This is a genomic window from Micropruina sp. (assembly GCF_047606665.1).
In the GTDB taxonomy this organism is placed as follows: domain Bacteria; phylum Actinomycetota; class Actinomycetes; order Propionibacteriales; family Propionibacteriaceae; genus Micropruina.
Genome location: NZ_JASGEF010000062.1, coordinates 38,867 through 59,116, shown reverse-complemented (window position 1 = coordinate 59,116; position 20,250 = coordinate 38,867). Strand labels below are relative to the sequence as shown.

The following is a 20,250-nucleotide window of genomic DNA, read 5'->3' as shown; positions in this document are numbered from 1 at the left end:
CCGTTTTGGACGGCTCAATTCCGCGATTCGGACGCCGCGGCGGCACATCGCGAAGGCCCTTGTCAACCCCCCAAAGTGCCTCTGGCTAGGACGAACGTTTCGAATATTGGATACCCTCGTGCTACCATGGAGTTCCTGGGAAAGGGGTCAACTAGATGACTTTTGAGGTCGGTGAGACGGTGGTCTATCCCAATCATGGGGCAGCCGTCATCGAAGACATTGAAACCCGGACGATCAAAGGCGAGGACAAGCTCTATCTCGTACTGCGCATCGTCGGCCAGAACGATCTGGTAGTTCGGGTCCCGGCACAGAACCTCGACGAGATCGGCGTCCGCAACGTGGTGGACGCGGACGGTCTCGAGCGGGTGTTCTCCGTGCTGCGGGCTCCGCACACGGAAGAGCCGACCAACTGGTCGCGGCGCTACAAGGCGAATCTCGAGAAGCTGCACTCCGGCAATGTGCTGAAGGTGGCCGAAGTGGTCCGTGATCTGTGGCGGCGTGAGCGCGAACGCGGCCTGTCGGCCGGTGAGAAGCGCATGCTCGCCAAGGCTCGTCAGATCCTGGTCTCCGAACTGGCGCTGGCCGAGAAGGTCGAAGAAGACCGCGCCGAGGTACTGCTCGACGAGGTCCTGGCCTCCTGATCGCAATCAACTGAACCGGCCGTCGCGAAAGCGGCGGCCGGTTTCTTTGTGTCTCGGAAGCCTTGCCTGTTCTGCAAGAAATTGCAGTATGCGAATAGTATTGCAGTATGACGGCGGTCTGTTCTAGGGTCGTTGGCATGGCAGCAGGGCAGCTGGATGCAATGGACGCCTACCGCACGATGTGGCGCATACGCCTCTTCGAGGAGGCGGTCGAAGACCTCTATGGACGCGGCATGATGCATGGCACCATGCACCTGTCGATCGGGCAGGAGGCGGTCCCGACCGGCGCGTGTGCCGCGCTGCGCGACGGCGACCAGATCACCTCAACCCACCGCGGGCACGGCCACTGCATCGCCAAGGGCGCCGACCTGGGCCGGTCGATGGCCGAACTGCTGGCCCGCGACAACGGCTATTGCCGGGGCCGGGGCGGCTCGATGCACATCGCGGACGTCGCTACCGGCAACCTGGGCGCCAACGGCATCGTTGCGGGCGGGCCTCCGATCGCGGCCGGCGCGGCGTTGAGCAACCAGCTACGCGGCACCGATCAGGTCTGCCTGTGCTTCCACGGCGACGGCGCCGTCGGCGAGGGCGCCTGGCACGAGGCGCTCACCCTGGCGTCCATGTGGGTTCTGCCGGTGGTGTTCATCTGCGAGAACAACAAGTACGGCATGTCGATGTCGAGCGAGAAGGCGTTCAAGGTCGAGCGGATGAGCGACAAGGCCGCCGGCTACGGCGTCCCCGGCGAGACCGTGGACGGCAACGACGTCGAGGCGGTCTTCGAGGCGGTCAGCCGGGCGGTGGCACTGGCCCGGGCCGGCGAGGGGCCGACCTTCATCGAGGCGCTCACCTACCGCTGGCGCGGCCATTCCAAGTCCGACAAGAACCTGTACCGCACCCGCGAAGAGATCGCGCAATGGCGTGCGGACGATCCGATCGCGGCCTACGCCGATGTCCTGCTGGAGCGCGGCACCGCCACACAGGAGGAACTGAACCAGGTGTCCGATCAGGTGCGTGACGAGATCCGCGACGCCGTCCGGTTCGGAACCCAGGGCGAGGAGCCGACCGTGGAGGCGATGCTGGCCGGCGTCTATGCGCCGTCGCCGGTGGACGCCCGTCCGATCGGAGCACGGGCATGAGCGGCAGCCGCAGCATGACCTATGCCGAGGCCGTCCGTGAGGCGATGGCGCAGGCGATGAGCAACGACGACCGGGTCTTCCTGATGGGTGAGGACGTCGGTGTCTACGGCGGCGCGTTCGGCGTCACCAACGACCTGTACCAGCGCTTCGGCACCGACCGGGTGCGGGACACCACCATCTCCGAGCTGGGCATCGTCGGCATGGGCGTCGGTGCGGCGCTGACCGGGATGCGGCCGATCGTCGAGATCCAGTTCTCCGACTTCCTCTGCCAGGCCATGGACCAGGTGGTGAACCAGGCCGCCAAGCTGCACTTCATGGTCGGCGGGCAGGCCGACGTCCCGCTGGTGATCCGGGCGCCCGGTGGCTCCGGCACCGGTGCCGCCGCTCAGCACAGCCAGTCCCTGGAGGCCTGGTTCGCGCACATTCCCGGGCTCAAGGTGGTGATGCCGTCCAACGCGACGGACGCCGGCTCGCTGCTGCTGGCTGCCCTGGACGACCCCAACCCGGTGCTGGTGCTGGAGCACAAGCTGCTCTACAAGCAGACCTTCGAGGTGCCCGCGGAGTTCCCCAAGGCGTATCTCGGTGAGGGCACGATCGCACGGGCCGGCACCGATCTCACCATCGTGGCCACCTCGGTCGAGGTGCAGCGTTCGCTGGAGGCCGCCGAGCAGCTGGCCGCGTCGGGGATCAGCGCCGAGGTGATCGACCCGCGCACCATCAAGCCGCTGGACATCGACCTGATCCTGGGCTCGGTCTCCCGCACCGGACGGGTGCTGCTGGTGCAGGAGGCCGCCAAGACCGGCGGCTTCATGGCCGAGGTGTCTGCCAGCATCGCCGAGTCGGAGGCGTTCGGCGACCTGCAGGCCCCGATTCGGCGTCTCTGCGGCCTGGACACCCCGATCCCGTACAGCCCGAAGCTGGAGCGGGCCACCGTCCCGCAGGTCGAGGACATCGTCGCCGCGGCGTCCGCCCTGGTCGGGGAGTGGTGAGCGATGCCCCGGGTCCCGCTGTTGATGCCGAAGATGTCGATGACGATGGAGTTCGGCACCGTCGAGGAATGGCTGACCGAGGTGGGCGGCCCGGTCGCCGACGGGGACGCCGTGGTGGTGGTCACCACCGACAAGGTCGACATGGATGTCGAGTCGACCTGCGACGGCACCCTGGTGGAGATCCTCGCCCAGCCCGGCGAGCTGGTCCCGGTCGGACAGCCGATCGCCTGGATCGAGACCGAGAAGGACGACCTGCTCGGTGATCTGTTCGCGGCCCGTGGTCAGGAGGCGGTACCTCGTCGCGAGGCGGCACCCCGTCATCCCGTGCTTGCCACGGGATCTCAGGGCGGCGAGCGTGATGCGGCAGAGATCCCGGCGCCCGCCGGGGTGACGGGGACGGAGGCGACTGGCGAGGGGCGCGCTCCTCGGGCTGTCCCGTTGGCCCGGAAGCTGGCCGCGCAGGCCGGCATCGACTTGGCCGCTGTGCAGCCGTCCGGGCCGCACCGCACCATTCGGGCGCGGGATGTCCGGGCCGTGATCGAGGCGCGCACCTCGGCCCGGCCGGCCGAGCCTGCGCCTGTCGACACCCCAACGGCCGGGCCCGTGACGACTTCGACCGGCGAACTGCTGGGCGATGCCAAGTCGCGGCGGATCCGGGTGGCGACCGCGCGGGTGCTGGAATCCACCGCGCTGATCCCGCAGTTCACCGTGTGGCGGGCGCTCGACCTGAGCCGCCTGGCGGTGGCTCGGAAGGCCTCGTTGGCCGGCGTCAGCTGGAACACCATCCTGCTGCGCGGCTACGCCCTGATGCTGCGCGAGTATCCCGCACTGAACGGCAGCTGGGCCGGCGACGGCGTCCGCACCAATCCCCAGATCGGGGTGGCGCTGGCGATCGACACCCCGTCCGGCCTGCTCGCACCGGTGTTGCGCGACCCGCACACCATGGGCGTCCGGGCGCTGGACGCGGCGATCAAAGACCTCGCCGCGGCCGTGAAGGCGGGCAAGGTCGACCTGAATGCGATGGGCGGCGGCACCGGCACGGTGTCCAACCTCGGATCGTTCGGGATTCAGCGGTTCAACGCACTGCTCACCCCACCCCAGGCGACGGCGCTGTCCCTGGGTGCGGTCGAGGTGCGTCCGGTCTTCGACGCCGACGGGTCCATCCGGCCCCGGACGGTGTGCGAGGCCGGCCTGACCGTCGACCACCGGGTGGCCGACGGCGCGGACGCGGCCAGGGCGTTCGCCACTCTGCAGGCGATTCTGGACGATCCCTTCCTGCTGCTCGGCTGAGCGACGGGGAAGGGGACCGGCGCCGAGAACGGACTCGGTGCCGGGAATCACCACAACGCAAATTCTGAAAGGAGGGGATCACATGGAGGGCAACTGGTTCATGATCGCCATCACCTGGGCCGCGGAGAACTTCATCGGGCTGTTCAAAGCTGCGGCCGAGACGTTCACCGGTCTGGTCACCGGCATTCTGCCGCTGCTGATGGTGCTGTTGACGGCCATGTATGCGATCACCACATGGATCGGCGAAGAGCGGGTCACGCGTGCCGTGCAATGGGCCGGAAAATACCAGGTCACCCGCTACACGATCATGCCGATCATCGCCGTTCTGATGCTGACGAACCCGATGTGCTATTCGTTCGGGCGGTTCCTGCCGGAGCGATACAAGCCGGCGTTCTACGACTCGGCGGTGTCGTTCGTGCACCCGGTGACGGCGTTCTTCCCGCACGCCAATGCCGGTGAGATCTTCGTCTGGACGGGCGTCGCGGCCGGTGTGCAGGCGATCAACCAGGGCGCGTATGCCCGGCTGGCCGCCATGTACTTCCTGGTCGGCATCGTGGTCATCCTGATTCGCGGCATCACCACCCAGTGGATCACCCAGCTGCTGATCAAGCGCGGCGGCCACCAGGCTCGTTTCGAGGAGTTCGACGCGGCGTACGCGTCCGGTCACATCCAGGGAGGTCTGTCATGACCTACCAGTCGGTGAAGGTGGTCAAGGGACGCGGTGGCTGGGGTGCCGGCCTGACGCTGACCCCGACCGATACCAAGAAGGTCGTGCTGTCGGTGACCAGCGGCGGCATCCATCCGGTCGCCGCCAAGATCGCCGAGCTATCGGGCGGCGAAGCGGTGGACGGCTTCACCAACCACGTCCCGGACGACCAGGTGATGTGCGCGGTGATCAACTGCGGCGGCACGGCCCGGATAGGGGTCTACCCGCGCAAGCGGATCCCGACTGTGGACGTCTATCCCGGTGAGCCGGGCGGACCGCTGGCCCAGTTCATCACCGAGGACATCTTCGTCTCGGCGGTGACGCCGACCGAGGTGACCCTGGCCGACCAGGCGGCGGTCGCCGCGGCGTCAGCGACCGCGGCGGCTGCCGAAGCGGCGTCCGACCAGTCCGACGAGCAACGGGCCGCCTACGAGGCGACCAAGGCCGCGGCGAAGGCGGCGGCCAAATCGGGCGGCGGCTTCTCGGGTTTCGTGGTCACCTTCGGCGAGGCGATCGGCAAATTCATCAACACCCTGCTGGCCTCCGGGCGGCAGTCGTTGAAACTGGTGATCAACACGATCATCCCGTTCATGGCCTATGTGTCGCTGCTGATCGGCATCGTCCAGTACACGGGCATCTCGAGGGGGATCGCGAACGGCGTCCGTCCGCTGGCCGACAATCCGATCGGGCTGATCCTGCTCGGCGTGATCACCGCGATTCCGGTGCTGTCGCCGATTCTCGGACCGGGTGCCGCGATCGCGCAGGTGGTCGGCGTCCTGATGGGCCAGCAGATCGCCGCCGGATCGCTGCCGGTGCAATACGCGCTGCCCACCCTGTTCGCCATCAATGGCCAAGTCGGCGCCGACTTCGTTCCGGTCGGCCTGTCGTTGGCCGAGGCGGAACCCGAAACGGTGTCGGTCGGCGTGCCGGCGATGCTGTTCTCCCGGCTGATCACCTCGCCGATCGCGGTGGTGCTCGCCTACGTGGCGTCGTTCGCCATCTAGCAAAATGGCTGCTGGCGGAGTCAGCCACCCGCAGGCGTCGACACGCTCAACCAGTGGCCAACGTCAACGAAGACAAAAGGAAGAACCCATGACCAACCAACTGTGGTCGGCGACCGTCGACCGGATCGGCGAATTCACCGCCGAGATGTTCGAGGGCGGCTGCTACATCCTGTTCGGCGAGCCGCTGCCGGACGCCTTGGCCGAGGTGAGCATCGTGCACCGGACGCGGCAGGCGCCGAGCCGTCCGATCCAGGCCGGCGACACGCTCGAACTGGGCGGCGTCGCGCTGCGGCTCGACGAGGTCGGCGAACTGGCGAACCTCAACCTCACCGACCTCGGCCACATCGTGGTCTACGTGAACAGCCCCGATCAGGAACTGCTGCCCGGCGCGGTCAAGGCCAGCGGCTCGTCCCGGCCGCAGCCCGCGGCCGGTTCGCCGATCGTGATCCTGGGGGACTGAGCAATGGGCTGGGAGTTCGCCGCCCTGCTGGTCGGCGCGTTGCTGCTCTCGGTGCTGCTCGGCATCTGGCAGCAGGGACGCTACGCCCGCTCGGTCAACGCGATGGTCAGCGAGCATCGGGGGGACGGCCGGCTGCTGGTCACCGGCCGGGGCCTCGGCAAGCTCCGCGGCACCATCGTGATGCTGGTGGTGGACGACCCGGCCGATGAGGTGGTGGCGGCGCGGGTGCTGCGCGGATCGACGATCTTCGCGACGGCGAAACCCGCGTCGGCGCTGCTCGGGCCGCTCAGCACTCTTCCCGAGCGCGCCGACGACAAGCAGACCGGAAAGGCCATCGAGATGGCGTTGAACCAGCTCAAGGCGACCCGAGCCCGGGTCAGGGACAACAAGGTGAGCGTCCCGTCGAGGCCGGCGGGCAGTGTGAAGAGGAAGGTGCAACGATGAGCTACAGCCAACGGCTGCTCGAGCGCGAGCGGGCCACCGGCCGTCCGGTCCGGGTGGGGGTGGTCGGCGCCGGACAGATGGGGTCCGGCCTGGTCGCCCAGATCAACCGGGTACCCGGCCTGTTCATGTCGGCCGTCGCCGACATCGACGTCACCCGTGCCGAGCGGGCGCTCGCCGGAGCCGGCTGCGCGCAGGTCACCTCCACCGATGATCTGACCGCTGCTGCCGCCGCCATCGAGGCGGGTGGCTCGGTCGCGGTGAACAGCGGCTTGGCGCTCACCCGGCTGCCGGTGGACGTGATCGTCGAGGTCTCCGGCGTCCCGGACGTCGCGGCCGAGGTCGCCTACGCCAGCCTGCTGGCCGGCAAGGACACCCTGCTGATGACGGTCGAGGCGGACGTCACCGTCGGCCTGCTGTTGGCCGCGATGGCCAACGCCGGCGGCGCGATCTACAGCGTCTGCCGCGGCGACGAACCGGTCGAATGCCTCAAGCTGATCGAATACGCCCAGGACATCGGGCTCGAGGTGGTGGTGGTCGGCAAGGGCAAGAACAACCCGATGCGGCCCACCGACACCCCGGACGACGTGACCGAAGAGGCGCTGGCGAAGGGGATGAACCCCAAGATGCTGTGCTCGTTCACCGACGGCACCAAGACGCAGGTGGAGATGTGCGCGCTGTCCAACGCCACCGGCTACCCGCTCGACGTGCCCGGCATGCACGGGGTGCCCTGCTCGATCGACGAGTTGGCCACGATGCTGGTGCCGGCCGCCGACGGCGGCATCGTGACGCATGACGGCCCGGTGGTCGAATACGTCACCGGCAACGTGGCGCCCGGCGTCTTCGTGATCGCCAAGTCGACCAACGACGTGGTCACCCATGAGCTCGACTACCTCCATCTCGGCAGCGGGCCCTACTACTCGCTTTACCGGCCGTACCACCTGGCCTCGATCGAGGCGAACCTGTCGATCGGCGAGGCGGTCGTCGACCGCCGGCCCAGCTTCCAGCCCACCACCTGGACCTCCGAGGTGATCGCAGTCGCGAAGAGCGATCTGAAAGCCGGCCTGAGGATCGAGGGCATCGGCGGACACCACGTCTACGGGTTCGCGGTGCCCGCCGAGGACGCCCGCAGCCAGGGCGCGCTGCCGGTCGGCCTCGCCGCGGGGTGCGTGCTGACCCGCGACATCGCGGCCGGCGAGACCCTCGGCTACGCCGACGTCGTGCTGGACGAGTCCCGTCCGATCGTGGCGATGCGGCGGCTGCAGGACGCCATGCTCGCCAACGGCGCCCTCGGCGGCGGCCGGGTCGGGTAACGTCCGGCATCGAAGGGAGGCGGGATGGCAGCCACGCGGTCGGTCGAGACCCTGGTCAACGCCGCCCGCCTCTACTACGAGGAGGGCCTTTCCCAGGGTGAGGTGGCGCGCCGGATGGGACTGTCGAGTGCCACCGTGTCGCGGGTGCTGGCGGCGGCCCGCGAGCAGGGCATCGTCGAGGTGCGCATCCACGATCCGCGTTCCCCGGTCCGCCGGGTCGCCGAGGTCGAGCACCGGCTGGTAGAACGGTTCGGGCTGACCGAAGCACGGGTCGGGACGCCGAACGGCGGTTCCGCCGACGCGCTGCCCCTGGTCGGACGCCTCGCCGCCGACCTGTTCGGCGAACGGCTGCCCCAGATGCGCCAGGTCGGGCTGAGCTGGGGCAGCACTCTGGAGGCCTTCGTTGCCGAGGTGCCGGAACGGGTCGCGTCGGTGCAGGTGCTGCCGTTGGCCGGCGGCAATCCGGGCTTGGACATGGCCGGCGCCGGCGGCACCCTGGTGCAGGCGCTGGCCCGGCGTTGCGGCGTCCAGCCCAGCCGGTTCCTGGCCCCGGCGATCGTCGAATCGCCGCAGACCAAGGCGGCGATCGCCGCCGAGACGGCGATCCGGACGGCGCTGGAGCGGGCCGCGCAGGTCGACCACGCCTTCGTCGGGATCGGCACGTTCGGCGTCCGCTCGTCGGTGACCATCGTCGAGGACATGTTGCTCTCCGAGGCCGAGCTGGCCACCTTCCTAGCCCAGAAGCCGGCCGGCGACATCTCCGGCCGGTTCTTCGACGACGCCGGCGCCGAACTCGGCCCGCCCACCTCCGACCGGGTCATCGCGGTCTCCCTGGACGACCTGCGCCGGGTGCCCTGCGTGATCGGGTTGGCGGCCGGCGCCGAGAAGGCGCGGGGCGTGCTGGCCGCGCTGCACACCGGCGTCCTGGACGTCGTGGTGCTCGATCTGGCCCTGGCCCGGGCCGTCCTGGCGCGGGCCGGCGACGACGTCGCCGACCAGGGCTGACTGGGCCGTCCGGGGGCGTCCACAGACCTATACTGCCGCTTGTGCCTGAGCCCGTGCCCGCCGTCATCGTCGCCGCCGGACGCGGCGTCCGCTTCGGCGGCCCCGTCCCGAAACCCGTCACCACACTGGCCGGCAAGGCGGTAGTGGCGATGTCGGTGGAGGCCATGGCGGCCGGTGGCTGCAGCCACGCGATCGTGGTCATTCCGCGCAACGGCGAGCACCATTTCCAGCCGGCGCTGGCCGCGTCGCCGATCCCGGTGACCCTGGTCGAGGGCGACGAGACCCGGCAGGCGTCGGTGCGGCGCGGGATCGCCGCGATCCGCGACCGGGCCGACCTCGCCGACGCACGGGTGGTGCTGGTGCACGACGCCGTCCGGCCGCTGGTGCCGGCCACCGTGGTGGCCCGGGTGATCCGCAGCATCCGCGAGGGCGCGGTGGCGGTGGCGCCGGCGATTCCGGTGGCGGACTCGATCCGCGCCGAGGGGCCGGACGGCCGGCTGACCATCGTCGACCGCGACCCGCTGCGCGCCATCCAGACCCCGCAGGGCTTCGACCTGGACGTCCTGGAGGCCAGCCACGCCTACGCTGCCGAGCAGGGCATCGACTGCACCGACGACCTGTCGGTCTGCGAGGCCGCCGGCCACCAGGTGGCGATCGTGAAGGGCGCGATGACGTCGCTGAAGATCACCTCGGCGACCGACCTCGACCTGGCCCACGCCTTTCTCAAGCTGCGCGCCGGCATCGGTCGGCACTCCTTCCGGCGGGTGCTGCGGCACCGGCCGTTCGCCTGGTTCGTCACCACCGAGCAACCGGCCCACGAGGTGATCCGGAGCCCGCGATGACGCCGTTGCCGCGGGTCGGGGTCGGCAGCGACGTGCATGCCTTCGCCGACGGGGTGCCGCTGTGGGTGGCCGGGCTGCATTTCCCGGACGAGCCGCGCGGCCTGGCCGGGCATTCCGACGGCGACGTCGCCTGCCACGCGCTGTGCGACGCGCTGCTGTCGGCGGCCGGTCTGGGCGATCTGGGCAGCACCGTCGGGGTCGATCGTCCGGAATGGGCGGGGGCGTCCGGGGTGCGGCTGTTGACCGAGGTGGCCGGGCTGGTGCGTGGGGCCGGCTACCAGATCGGCAACGCCGCCGTCCAGGTGATCGGCAACCGTCCCCGGCTGCTGCCGCGCCGAGAGGAGGCCGAACGCGTCCTCAGCGAAGCCCTCGGGGCGCCGGTGTCGGTGGCCGGCAAGAGCACCGACGGACTCGGGCTGACCGGACGCGACGAGGGCGTGGCGGCGATCGCCACCGCCCTGATCGTGTCTCGCTGACCTCTCGATGACTGCCGATCCGGTCGCGCTCTGCGCCCAGGGCGAAGCCGCCTGGCATGCCGCCGCCTACGCCGGACTGGGTGCCCGGTGGGACGACGACGACGTCCTGGCCCGCGGCTACGCGGTGCCGCATGCCATGCTGCTCGGCGCGGTGACCCTGGCACCGGACGCCGAGGTGCCCGCCGACGTCCCTGGCATCGTCTGCGACAGCTTCGCCCGGTTGCGGCTGCCCGGCCGCGAGGCGGAGCCGGCCGGCTGGTGGATGATCCGCGAGCCGGGGCGTTCGGCCGAGACCGCCGCGGTGCCCGGCCTGGTGATCCACCGGGCCGTGACGGACGCCGACGTGGCCTGGTTCGAACAGCTGTCCTTCCTGGCCGCCGACGGCCACCCGCCGCAGCGTCCGGGCGAATTGCATCCGCCGGGCAGCCAGCGGTTGCCCGGCGTGACCCTGTTGTTCGCCGAACTGGACGGCGCCGGCGTCGGCACGGCGGCGTCGATTGCCACCGCGCGGGTCAACAACATCGGTGCGGTCGCGGTGCTGCCCGCCTTCCGGCGGCGCGGCATCGGGTCGGCGCTGACCGAGGCGGCTGTCGCGGTCGCGCCCGGCGTCCCGGCCACCCTGGCGGCCACTCCGGTCGGACGCGGCGTCTACCGCCGGCTGGGCTTCCGCGACGTGGGTCGGGCGGTGCACCACCACCCAACCGAACGCCGCTGAGGGTCAGCGCACCTGGGAATCGGGCGAGGTGTAGGTGTTGCACTGGGAGAGCGACGGGCCGCCGTTCAGGCCGACGTCGAACCAGCGCTTTCGGGTCATGCCCAGGCCATGGCCGCCGTCCACGTTCGGCTTCCCGCTGAGCACGTCGTCGCCCAGGTTGTAGGTGATGGTGCGCAACCGGTCCAGGTCGGCGGCGGTCAGGCCTTGGGACTGCGCGACAGCATGCGTCCACATCCCCGCGAAGCAGTCGGCCTGCATCTCCAGCCGGCGCGAGAACACGTTCGCCGCCGCCTTCGACCCCACCTTCTGCTCCCAGGCCGCGCCCGAGATCGAGATTCCGGTGCGGGCCTGGATGGTGTGGCCGAACTCGTGGCCGATGATCATCTCCATTAGGAACTTCGTGTTCTGCAGGTCCTTGGGAAAGATCGTCGGCAGCGGTTTGGCGTAGTAGATCCGCTGATCGCCGCCGCAATAGGAGGCGTTGACGCTGTCCAGCTTGCCGCAGGCGGTCTGGATAGGCTGGCTGTAGACGGTCGCCGGCGGGCGTGGCAGCACGAAGCCGGCCGCCTCGACCGGACCGTGCCACACCTTCAGCAGGCAGGCGGTGAGATCTTGCAGATGCGCGTTGAGCTCGGCCTCGGTGGCGTTCAACGCGTCGATCGGCTTCAGGTTGTTGCAGTCGGTCGGAATGGTCGTCGACTGCTGGTAGACGGCGTTGTTCTGCAGCCATTCGGTGGCCTCGCCGTAGGTTGTCGGCACCGGCGGCTCGGGCGGGTTCATGTCCGGTGGCGGTGGGGTGTAGGTCTCTGCCGGACGCGGCGAGGTGCCGTCGGAGCCGGTGACCAGGTTGGCCACCACGATGCCGGCCAGCAGCAGGCCGCACGCCATCGCCACCAGCAGCACCACCTTGCCGAGCGGGCTGCGTCCGCGTTGCGGGGCCGGCTGGAAGCCGCCCGGCTGCGGCGGGTAGCCGGGCTGGACGCCGGTCGGGCGCTGGAATCCGCCGGGCGGGGGATAACCGCGCTGTTGCGCGCCCGGCTGCTGGAAACCAGGGGGCAGGAAGCCGGATTGCTGGCGTCCGCCGGGCTGTTGATAACCGGGCGGGGCGAAGACGCCCGGCTGCTGGTAGCCGGGCTGCTGTGGCCAGGAGGGCTGCCCGAAACCCGGCTGGGGACGGTTCCAGCCCGGTTGGGAAGCCTGCGCGGGCCAGCCCTGCGGCTGCCCCCACTGCTGCGGGTAGGGCTGCTGGCGCGGAGGGAAGGGCTGCGTCACCCGAACACTGTAACCGTCGGGGTGGCGGCAGCCACCCCCAGGGAACTGGGGTTCCTCGGTCTGGCCAGGGTTGGCATGATCGTCGATGCGATAGCTTTCGGGACGCACACCCGCGCTCCCGTGTCGCCCGACTCCGAAGGACCCGAACGTGTCGAGATTGCCCATCAAACCGGCCTGGCTGCTAGCCGGCTTCCTCGTCCTCGTCGCCGTCCTGGTCGGATCGGCCGCACCCCGCGCCTACGCCGCCGACGCGGTGGCCAGCTATGCGGTGGAGGGCTCGCTCGCGCTGGACGGGACGCTGAACGTCCAGGCCACGATCTCCTTCGACGGCGCGGCACCGACCAGCCTGGTGCAGCGCTTCGCCACCACCCGGCAGGTGCTCGGCGACCGCGAGTACGTCTACCGGCTGAGCGACGTCAAGGCCACCGTCGACGGGCAGCCGATCGCCGCCACCTCGTCCGACACCGCTGGCTCCACCTTGGTCACCCTGCCCACCCAGGGCGTCACCGCACCGGTCGTGTTGAGCTATGTGGTGCACGGCGCTGCGATTGCCGAGCCGTCCGGCGAGACCACCGTCGCCTGGCGGCTGCTGCAGGGGCTCAGCCTTCCGGTGAAAGAGTTCACCGCGTCCGTTCAGGTGCCGAGCATGATCCAGTCGGTGCAATGCGAGGCGGGGCCGCCGTCCTCGCCCGGCGTGTGCACCTTCTGGGGCGGAGGCACCCACGACTACCCCGACCCCACCTTCAACGACGGTCCGCGTGGAGTCGGCGAGGTCGTCGAGGTGATCATGCGGTTCCCGGCCGGCGCGGTGACTCCGAACGAGCAGGTGCGCGAGCTGTGGAGCCTCGATCGGGCGTTCTCGACCGCGCCGCTGCAGCTCGGCTTGGCGCTGGCCCTGCTGGTCGTCGGCGGGCTCGGCTTCTGGGCCTTGCACCGCCGGATCGGCCGGGACGCCGCGGCCGCCGAGCCGAAGCTGGTCGCCGAGTTCCGTCCGGTCGGCGACGGCGAATCCGAGTTCCGGGTGCGGGACGGCATCCGTCCGGGCCAGGTCGGCACCCTGGTCGACGAGCGGGTCGACCCGGTCGACGTGACCGCGACCCTGCTCGACCTGGCGGTCCGCGGGCACCTGCGGATCGAGGAACTGCCCAAGTCGTCGAAGTACGCCGAAGGCGAGTGGACCTTCACCCGGCGGACGGGCGGCGACGAGTTGCGTCCCTACGAGCGCACCCTGCTCGACGCGGTGGCGCCGGCCGACGGGCAGCCGGTGGCGATCTCGGAGCTGCCGGCGGCGATCGGCGCGGTGATCCACACCGTGCAGGATCAGCTCTACGACGACGTGGTGGCGCTGGGCTGGTTCGCCCGGCGTCCCGACCAGACCCGGAACTCCTGGTTCCGGCTCGGCTTCGGACTATTCGTGGTGGCCATCCTGGCCACCATCGTGCTGGCCGCGTTCACCTCCTTCGGCCTGGTCGGCCTGGCGTTGATCGCGGTCTCCCTGCTGGCGGTCTTCCTCGGCCAGGAGATGCCGGCCCGGACGTCGGAGGGCGTCGCGCTGCTGAACGGACTCGGCCTGCTGCGGGCACAACTGCTGGGCAACCCCACCGACCAGATGCCGAAGGGACGCGAACTCGCCGAACTGTCCGAGGTGCTGCCCTACGCGGTGGTGCTCGGCGGCCACGAACGGTGGCTGAAGGCGCTGGTGGACGCCGACGATGAAGAGCATGCCGACTCGACAGACCTGGACTGGTACCACGCCCCGGACGACTGGCATCTCTGCGACCTGCCCGCCTCGCTGAGCCGCCTGGTCACCACCATTCAGGGCAAGCTGTTCGCCCGCTGAACCGGTGTGGTCAGGTCATCCGGGAAGCGGCCAGTCCATGGCGCGATCGGGCAGCTCGGTGGGCCAGCAGCGCCGGCTTGGCCGCTACGTGGTCGGCTTCATGTGGCGAACGAGCCGCAGGCGTGTCTGGCCGCAGCGTCCAGCAGCACCAGGGCCTCCGGTGCCGCGAGCCCACGCACCGGGTCGATCGCGGTTCGAGCACCGTGGTGACCGGATACCCGCTCGGATCACGGGTCACCTGGGCCGGCGGCAGTGGGCCGAGGTGCCGGGTGTGACCGGACCCGGTTGCGAGCGGTACCGGCCGTCGCTGGGCAGGGCGATGGTGACGCAGGTGTCGGTCCAGGCATCGAACGACGGACTCGGGAGGTCCCACGTCAAACGCCGCCGGCCAATCTGTGGATAACTCGGATCGTCTGTTACAGCTGCAGGTCGGGGTAGAGCGGGTTGGCGTCCAGCAGTTCAGCGGACGCCGCCTTGGTCGCCTCGGCGACCCCGTCTGCCAGGGTGTACTTGGCCTTGCCCGGCCTGCCGGCGGCGGTTGCCACGGCGGTGGTATTGCGCAGCACGTTCACGATCAGTTCGGCGACCCGGTCGAACTCGGAGGCCCCGAAGCCGCGCGAGGTCAACGCAGGCGTTCCGATCCGGACGCCGGTGGTGTACCAGGCGCCGTTCGGGTCGTTCGGCACCGAGTTGCGGTTGGTGACGATGCCGGCGTCCAGCAGGGCCGACTCGGCCTGGCGTCCGGTGATGCCGAACGAGCGGGTGTCGATCAGCACCAGGTGATTGTCGGTGCCGCCGGTCACCAGGGTGGCGCCGCGCGTCAGCAGCCCCTCAGCCAGCACCTTGGCATTGTCGGCGACCTGCTGCGCGTAGTCGCGGAAGGCGTCCGTGCGGGCCTCGGCGAACGCGATCGCCTTGGCCGCCATGATGTGCGACAGCGGTCCGCCGAGCACCATCGGGCAGCCCCGGTCGACGCTCGGTGCGTACTCCTCGGTGGCCAGCACGAAGCCACCGCGCGGGCCGCGCAACGACTTGTGCGTCGTCGAGGCCACCACATGCGCGTAGGGGACCGGGTTCTCTTCGCCGGTGAACACCTTGCCGGCCACCAGTCCGGCGAAATGCGCCATGTCGACGAAAAGGGTGGCGCCCACCTCGTCGGCGATCTCACGCATCGTCGCGAAATTCACCCGCCGGGGATATGCGGAATAGCCGGCCACCAGGATCAGCGGCTTGAATTCGCGGGCATCGGCGAGCAGTTTGTCGTAGTCGATCAGCTGGGTGTCCGGGTGCGTACCGTAGGAGCGCTGGTGGAACATCTTGCCCGAGATGTTCGGCCGGAAACCGTGGGTCAGGTGGCCGCCGACGTCCAGGCTCATTCCCATCACGCGCTGCTCGGCGAAGGACTTCCGCAGCGTCTCCCAGTCGTCCTCGGAAAGCTCGTTGACGTTCCTCGCGCCCAGCCGCTGCAGCGCCGGCGATTCCACCCGGTGCGCCAGGATCGACCAGTAGGCGACCAGGTTGGCGTCGATGCCCGAGTGCGGTTGCACGTAGGCGTATTCGGCGCCGAACAGCGCACGGGCGTGCTCGGCGGCCACCGACTCGACGGTGTCGACGTTGCGGCAGCCCGCGTAGAAGCGATGCCCGACGGTGCCCTCGGCGTACTTGTCCGAGAACCAGCTGCCCATCGTCATCAGCACCGGCAGCGAGGCGTAGTTCTCGCTGGCGATCAGCTTCAGTGAAGCCCGCTGGTCGGCCAGTTCGGCGCGGGTGGCGTCCGCGATGCGCGGCTCCACCGTTTCGATGACGGACAGGACGTTGCGGTAGACGTCGGACGCGGTGGCTCCGAGATCACTCACCGAGGGGCTCCTTCATGGCATGGGCTGAAAGGGTCACTCTAGGCCCTCGCTCGCCTGTGGCCGGACGCCGGTAGAGTCCCCGGAATGCAACTGGACGCCGTCGAGACCGTCACCGCGCTGGCCCGCGCCGCCGCTCCGCGCTGCGGTGGGACCGTGGTGATCGGCATCGACGGCCCCAGCGGGGCCGGCAAGACCACGCTCGCCGAGGCGGTCGGACGCCGGTTGCGCTGCCCGGCCGTGCACATCGACGACCTGATTCCCGGCTGGGACGGACTGGCGCAGGCCGCCGGACTGCTCGCCGACCAGGTGCTGCGTCCGCTGGCTGCCGGGCGAGCGGCCGGCTATCGTCGCTGGGACTGGGACGCCTCAGGCTGGGCTGAGTGGGTCGCCGTCCCGTCGGGGCCGCAGCTGATCGTGGAGGGCTGCGCCAGCACGGCGCACCCGGCCGCCGGCTTCGTCGCCGTCCGGGTCTGGGTGGAGGCCGACGAGGGGGTCCGGATGGTCCGCGGCATCGAACGGGACGGCGAGGCCTACCGGCCGAACTGGGAGCGCTGGGCGGCGCAGGAGCGAGCTTTGTTCGGCGCTGACCGCACCCGGGAGCGGGCCGACCTGGTCCTCCGCACCTAGCACTGCCCGGAATCCCGGCCCCCTTGTCGTCCCGGCCCCTTGTCGTCCCGGCGAATGCCGGGATCTCCGTGAGGCGGGCCGGCGACCTTTGGAGGAGAAGGGCATCACCGCGGGGTCGTCCGGCGACTCAGACGGCTGGGCCGGGGACGCCCGGCTTTTTGCCGGCCCGACCCCGCCACCAGGCGACGGCGACGATGCCGACCAGCATGGCCAGCGAGATGTACCAGAGCACGTTGCCGTAGTTGTTGATCAGCTCCACCGCGGGCTCGCCGATCGACCAGCCCAGGTACATGTACAGCGCCGTGCTGAGCAGCGAGGCGAGGAAGCTCACCCCGAGGAACTTCTTGATCCCGGTGCCAGCCGCGCCGAGGGCGGCGTAGACCACCGCCGCCGGAATGGGGATCGGCAGATAGGTGACGAAGATCGCCCAGGTCTCGTACTTCTGGGTGAATGCGATCGCCCGCTGGTTGCGTTTCTTGGCGCGCTCGGAGCGGCCCGACCACACCTCGATCAGGCCATGACCCCACAGCTTCCCGGCCCACCAGTAGATCCAGTCGAATTTCATCGCCATCAGGCTGCCGAGCACCGCCACCAGCGGCCACCACGGGTCGCCGACCGAGCCCAGCGCGCCGGTCATCACCAGCCCCGTCCGATAGCCCAGCGAGCCCAGCACGTGCGGCGCCAGGCCGAGCATCACTGGACGCAGCGGCAGCAGGATCAACCCATACAGCGAGGCCACGCCCATCCAGCTCAGGCAAGCGATATCGGAGCGGGCCGGCTTGTGCTTCCAGGGCAGCCCCGGCTCTTGCCACCACTCGCGCGGCTGCTCGCCGTCCGGGTCCGGGCTCGGCGGCGGCTGGTTGGGGTTGGTCACGCTCCGGGAGAATACCCGGCCCACCTGAGGGTGCATCGTCATGAGAAATTCTCCAAAACGTTTGAGTAGTGCTGAATTCCATGCGACGATGGCGCGAGCCGCACAGCCGCGGTGTTACTTCCACTACGGATCGTCGGGCACGTACCTGCCCGTGGAAAGGATTGTTGGCATGGCCACAGTTAGTTTCAGGGACGCGACGCGCGTCTACCCCGGTGCCGATCATCCCTCGGTTGACAAGCTCAACCTCGAGATCGGCGACGGCGAGTTCATGGTTCTGGTCGGCCCGTCGGGTTGTGGCAAGTCCACCTCGCTGCGCATGCTCGCCGGTCTGGAAGAGGTGAACTCGGGCGCCATCTGGATCGGCGATCGCAATGTCACCGATCTTCCGCCCAAAGACCGCGACATCGCGATGGTGTTCCAGAACTACGCGCTGTACCCGCACATGACCGTCGGCGACAACATGGGCTTCGCCCTGAAGATGGCTGGCGTCGCCAAGGCCGAGCGCGACGCGCGCGTGATGGAGGCAGCTCGCCTGCTGGGCCTGGAGAGCTTCCTCAACCGCAAGCCGAAGGCGCTCTCCGGCGGCCAGCGGCAGCGTGTCGCGATGGGTCGCGCGATCGTCCGTTCGCCGCAGGTGTTCCTGATGGACGAGCCGCTGTCCAACCTGGACGCCAAGCTGCGCGTCTCCACCCGCACCCAGATCGCCGCGCTGCAGACCCGGCTCGGCGTCACCACCGTCTACGTCACCCACGACCAGGTCGAGGCCATGACGATGGGCGACCGGGTGGCCGTGATGAAAGACGGCATCCTGCAGCAGTGCGACAGCCCGCTGACCCTCTACGACAAGCCGACAAACATCTTCGTGGCGGGCTTCATCGGCTCGCCCGCGATGAACCTGATCAGTGGCAAGGTCAACGATAACGGCGTCCAGGTCGGTGACTACACCGTCCCGGTGCCGCGCGAGACCCTGGCCAAGGCGAAGGGCGAGGACACCCTCACCATCGGCATCCGGCCCGAGGACTTCGACCTCGGCGACCACGGCATCGCCATCGAGGTGGCCGTGGTCGAAGAGTTGGGCGCCGACGCCTTCACCTACGGCATCCTGGCCGGTCTGAAGGACGACGAGAAGCTCACCGCGCAGCAGATCGTCGCCCGGTTGAGCGGCCGGACGCCTCCGCAGCGGGGCGCCACCGTCCGGTTCATCGCCGGTGAGGGCCACACCCTGCATGTGTTCAGCAACAAGACCGGCGAGCGGCTCTCCAACTAGTCCCCGACCTCTCTGCCGCGATGCCCCGGACGCAGGTCCGGGGCATCGTTGCGTCCACTCAGGTCGACCGATCCGGGCGGGTTGTGGGTGCCGGCTGGCAGAATGTCCGGCATGCCACGCATCCTGTCGGCGAAGCCAGACTCGCGGCTGATCCCGTTGCCCTGGGACACCCCTTTGGCCGATTGGCCGACCGACCATCTGGTCGCCCTGCCACGGGGCATCTCGCGCCATGTCGTCCGGTTCATCAAGGTCGGCAACAACGTGTACGCGGCCAAAGAGGTGATCGAGGCCGCCGCCGTCCACGAATACCGGATGCTGCAGGAACTCACCCGCGAGAACACCCCGTCGGTCGAGCCGCTCGCCGTGATCACCGGACGCCGCGACGCCGCCGGCGAGCCGCTGATGCCGGTGCTGATCACCCGGCACCTCGATTTCTCGCTGCCGTACCGGTCGCTGTTCTCACAAGGCGTCCGGCCCGAGACGGTGAGCCGGCTGCTCGACGCCATGGTTGTGCTGCTGGCCAGGCTGCACCTGATCGGCTTCCTCTGGCTCGACGTTTCGCTGTCGAACATCCTGTTCCGGCGCGATGCCGGTGAGTTCGCCGCCTACCTGGTGGACGCCGAGACCGCCGAATTGCACGACACCCTCAGCGACGGCCAGCGCGAGCACGACCTGCAGATCGCCACCGTCAACCTGTTCGGCGAGTTCAGCGATCTGGAGGCCGGCCAACTGCTCGACGAGTCGCTCGACCCGATCGAGCTGGTCGAGACGATCACCGCCCGGTATCGCGAGCTGTGGGCTGAGCTGACCGGGGTGGAGGAGTTCCCGGGCACCGAGCTCGACCGGATCGAGAGCCGGGTGCGCCGGCTCAACGCGCTCGGCTTCGACGTCGCCGAACTCGACATCATCACCTCGCCGGACGGCTCCCGTGTCACTATTCAGCCCAAGGTGGTGGATGCCGGTCACCACACTCGGCGACTGCTCCGGCTCACCGGTCTGGACGTCGAAGAGAACCAGGCCCGGCGACTGCTCAACGACCTGGACACCTTCCGGTTCCGCACCAACCAGCAGCATGTCGATGAGGCGCTGGTGGCGCACCAATGGCTGACCCAGTCGTTCGAGCCGGTCACCCAGGCCGTCCCGCCGCACCTACGCGGCAAGCGTGACGCCGCCCAGATCTTCCACGAGGTGCTCGACTACCGCTGGTATGCCTCGCAGCGCGAGCATCGCGACGTCCCGCTGCTGGACGCCGCCTGGGGCTACATCCGCGACGTCCTCGAAGGCCTGCCCGATGAGGCCATGGACAGCCGTCCGCTGGCCGAGGGGACGCGGCAGCTGGCGAATCCGTACGACCCCTCGCAGGGGTTCGTCGACGACGAGGGCGAGATGCCGGAGGATCCGTGGGAGGCCGCGGCTGAGGAGGATCCGGAGCCGACCGGTCTGCTCGACATCTTCGAACTCCGGCGGCGCCTCGCCCTGGACTGAGCGGATCGAGA

General features: G+C 69.5%; 20 protein-coding genes. 17 read left to right on the top strand and 3 right to left on the bottom strand.

Annotated features, from left to right (window positions below):
* The first annotated feature begins 155 nt into the window (after positions 1 to 155).
* The 13 genes from QM619_RS14645 (at position 156) to QM619_RS14585 (ending at position 11,018) form a co-directional block, all read left to right on the top strand.
* On the top strand, positions 156 to 641 hold the full coding sequence (locus QM619_RS14645) for a CarD family transcriptional regulator (protein WP_415110224.1): 486 nt from the start codon (positions 156 to 158) through the stop codon (positions 639 to 641).
* Positions 642 to 778: 137 nt separating this feature from the next.
* On the top strand, positions 779 to 1,777 hold the full coding sequence (locus QM619_RS14640) for a thiamine pyrophosphate-dependent dehydrogenase E1 component subunit alpha (RefSeq protein ID WP_415110221.1): 999 nt from the start codon (positions 779 to 781) through the stop codon (positions 1,775 to 1,777).
* Positions 1,774 to 2,766 (top strand): alpha-ketoacid dehydrogenase subunit beta, encoded by a 993-nt coding sequence (locus tag QM619_RS14635; RefSeq protein WP_415110219.1) that lies wholly within the window; start codon positions 1,774 to 1,776, stop codon positions 2,764 to 2,766. Before QM619_RS14640 ends, QM619_RS14635 begins: the two co-directional genes overlap by 4 nt.
* Positions 2,767 to 2,769: 3 nt before the next feature.
* A complete protein-coding gene (locus QM619_RS14630; protein ID WP_415110216.1) occupies positions 2,770 to 4,056 on the top strand; it encodes a dihydrolipoamide acetyltransferase family protein in 1,287 nt (428 codons plus the stop codon).
* Positions 4,057 to 4,138: 82 nt separating this feature from the next.
* Positions 4,139 to 4,744: a PTS glucitol/sorbitol transporter subunit IIC gene (locus QM619_RS14625; RefSeq protein ID WP_415110214.1), complete on the top strand. Its 606-nt coding sequence runs from the start codon at positions 4,139 to 4,141 to the stop codon at positions 4,742 to 4,744.
* Complete coding sequence (locus tag QM619_RS14620; protein ID WP_415110211.1) at positions 4,741 to 5,766, top strand: PTS glucitol/sorbitol transporter subunit IIB; 1,026 nt, start codon at positions 4,741 to 4,743, stop codon at positions 5,764 to 5,766. The genes QM619_RS14625 and QM619_RS14620 overlap by 4 nt, the downstream gene beginning before the upstream one ends.
* Before the next feature lie 88 nt (positions 5,767 to 5,854).
* Positions 5,855 to 6,226, top strand: coding sequence for a PTS glucitol/sorbitol transporter subunit IIA (locus QM619_RS14615; protein ID WP_415110208.1), 372 nt, complete (start codon positions 5,855 to 5,857; stop codon positions 6,224 to 6,226).
* Between the two features lie 3 nt (positions 6,227 to 6,229).
* A complete protein-coding gene (locus QM619_RS14610) occupies positions 6,230 to 6,670 on the top strand; it encodes a transcriptional regulator GutM (RefSeq protein WP_415110205.1) in 441 nt (146 codons plus the stop codon).
* Complete coding sequence (locus tag QM619_RS14605) at positions 6,667 to 7,980, top strand: NAD(P)H-dependent oxidoreductase (RefSeq protein WP_415110203.1); 1,314 nt, start codon at positions 6,667 to 6,669, stop codon at positions 7,978 to 7,980. Before QM619_RS14610 ends, QM619_RS14605 begins: the two co-directional genes overlap by 4 nt.
* 24 nt (positions 7,981 to 8,004) lie before the next feature.
* Positions 8,005 to 8,985, top strand: a complete 981-nt coding sequence (locus tag QM619_RS14600) for a sugar-binding transcriptional regulator (protein WP_415110200.1) — start codon at positions 8,005 to 8,007, stop codon at positions 8,983 to 8,985.
* A 41-nt stretch (positions 8,986 to 9,026) separates the two neighbouring features.
* Positions 9,027 to 9,827 (top strand): 2-C-methyl-D-erythritol 4-phosphate cytidylyltransferase, encoded by an 801-nt coding sequence (gene ispD, locus QM619_RS14595; RefSeq protein ID WP_415110197.1) that lies wholly within the window; start codon positions 9,027 to 9,029, stop codon positions 9,825 to 9,827.
* Complete coding sequence (ispF, locus tag QM619_RS14590; protein WP_415110194.1) at positions 9,824 to 10,303, top strand: 2-C-methyl-D-erythritol 2,4-cyclodiphosphate synthase; 480 nt, start codon at positions 9,824 to 9,826, stop codon at positions 10,301 to 10,303. Before ispD ends, ispF begins: the two co-directional genes overlap by 4 nt.
* A gap of 7 nt (positions 10,304 to 10,310) precedes the next feature.
* Positions 10,311 to 11,018, top strand: a complete 708-nt coding sequence (locus tag QM619_RS14585) for a GNAT family N-acetyltransferase (RefSeq protein ID WP_415110191.1) — start codon at positions 10,311 to 10,313, stop codon at positions 11,016 to 11,018.
* A gap of 3 nt (positions 11,019 to 11,021) precedes the next feature.
* Here QM619_RS14585 and QM619_RS14580 read toward each other — a convergent pair whose 3' ends face one another.
* The gene (locus QM619_RS14580; protein WP_415110188.1) at positions 11,022 to 12,290 is read right to left on the bottom strand and encodes a neutral zinc metallopeptidase; all 1,269 of its coding nucleotides are present in this window, start codon (positions 12,288 to 12,290) and stop codon (positions 11,022 to 11,024) included.
* A 148-nt stretch (positions 12,291 to 12,438) separates the two neighbouring features.
* Here QM619_RS14580 and QM619_RS14575 point away from each other — a divergent pair, with 148 nt between their 5' ends.
* Entirely contained in the window at positions 12,439 to 14,130 is a 1,692-nt protein-coding gene (locus QM619_RS14575) for a DUF2207 family protein (protein ID WP_415110185.1), read from the top strand.
* A gap of 416 nt (positions 14,131 to 14,546) precedes the next feature.
* Here QM619_RS14575 and QM619_RS14570 read toward each other — a convergent pair whose 3' ends face one another.
* The gene (locus QM619_RS14570) at positions 14,547 to 15,986 is read right to left on the bottom strand and encodes a glycine hydroxymethyltransferase (protein WP_415110182.1); all 1,440 of its coding nucleotides are present in this window, start codon (positions 15,984 to 15,986) and stop codon (positions 14,547 to 14,549) included.
* Positions 15,987 to 16,070: 84 nt separating this feature from the next.
* Between QM619_RS14570 and QM619_RS14565 the strand changes: the two genes are divergently transcribed.
* A complete protein-coding gene (locus QM619_RS14565; protein ID WP_415110179.1) occupies positions 16,071 to 16,613 on the top strand; it encodes a 4-amino-4-deoxy-L-arabinose transferase in 543 nt (180 codons plus the stop codon).
* A 127-nt stretch (positions 16,614 to 16,740) separates the two neighbouring features.
* Here QM619_RS14565 and QM619_RS14560 read toward each other — a convergent pair whose 3' ends face one another.
* The gene (locus QM619_RS14560) at positions 16,741 to 17,529 is read right to left on the bottom strand and encodes a DedA family protein (protein ID WP_415110176.1); all 789 of its coding nucleotides are present in this window, start codon (positions 17,527 to 17,529) and stop codon (positions 16,741 to 16,743) included.
* Between the two features lie 127 nt (positions 17,530 to 17,656).
* On the opposite strand from QM619_RS14560, the gene QM619_RS14555 reads away from it, so the two are divergent.
* Both QM619_RS14555 and QM619_RS14550 read left to right on the top strand, forming a co-directional pair.
* The gene (locus QM619_RS14555) at positions 17,657 to 18,754 is read left to right on the top strand and encodes an ABC transporter ATP-binding protein (RefSeq protein ID WP_415110173.1); all 1,098 of its coding nucleotides are present in this window, start codon (positions 17,657 to 17,659) and stop codon (positions 18,752 to 18,754) included.
* A gap of 111 nt (positions 18,755 to 18,865) precedes the next feature.
* Positions 18,866 to 20,239, top strand: coding sequence for a DUF4032 domain-containing protein (locus QM619_RS14550; RefSeq protein ID WP_415110170.1), 1,374 nt, complete (start codon positions 18,866 to 18,868; stop codon positions 20,237 to 20,239).
* The last annotated feature ends 11 nt before the right edge of the window (positions 20,240 to 20,250 follow it).